The 726-nt window shown below is 61.0% G+C and carries 1 protein-coding gene; it reads left to right on the top strand.

The annotated features are described in order from the left end of the window. The coding region (locus IEY43_RS18015; RefSeq protein WP_188950407.1) for an ISL3 family transposase at positions 1 to 726 on the top strand (726 nt) is incomplete at both ends.

The following is a 726-nucleotide window of genomic DNA, read 5'->3' as shown; positions in this document are numbered from 1 at the left end:
CGCACCGGCGACAAATACGTCACCGTCATCGTGGACCTGACCTCTGTGCGCGACGGCACCGGCACCGCGCGACTGCTCGACATGGTTCAGGGCCGGTCCAAAGCGGTGTTCAAGACCTGGCTGGCCGAACGCGACGAGCAGTGGAAGCAGGGCATTGAGGTGGTCGCGATGGACGGGTTCACCGGCTTCAAAACAGCTGCCGCCGAAGAGCTGCCCCACGCAGTAGAGGTCCTGGATCCGTTCCATGTGGTCAAACTCGGCTCCGAAGCCCTGGATCAAACCCGGCAACGGGTCCAGCGCGAGCACCATGGGCGGCGAGGACGCAAGGACGACCCGCTGTATCAGTGCCGGCGCACACTGACCACAGGGCTGTCGTTGGCCACCGAGAAGCAGAAAACCAAGCTGGAGGATCTGTTCAAGGCCCCGGAGTATGAGCCGGTGCAACTGGTGTGGAGCGTGTATCAGAAGATGGTTGATGCCTACCGGCAACTGAAACCCGAGATCGGGCGGTGGGCTATGGAGCAACTGATTGCCGAGATCGGTACGAAGGTGCCCAAGGGGCTGCCGGAGTTGAAGAAGCTCGGCGGGACCCTGCGTCGGAGGAAGACGGATATCCTCGCGTACTTTGACCATGTCGGCAGTTCGAATGGGCCTACCGAAGCGCTCAACGGACGTTTGGAGCATCTGCGAGGTATCGCATTAGGGTTCAAGAATCTGACGCACTAT

It is taken from the genome of Glutamicibacter protophormiae (genome assembly GCF_014647495.1).
Taxonomy (GTDB): domain Bacteria; phylum Actinomycetota; class Actinomycetes; order Actinomycetales; family Micrococcaceae; genus Glutamicibacter; species Glutamicibacter protophormiae.
This window is presented reverse-complemented; position numbering and strand designations above follow the sequence as displayed.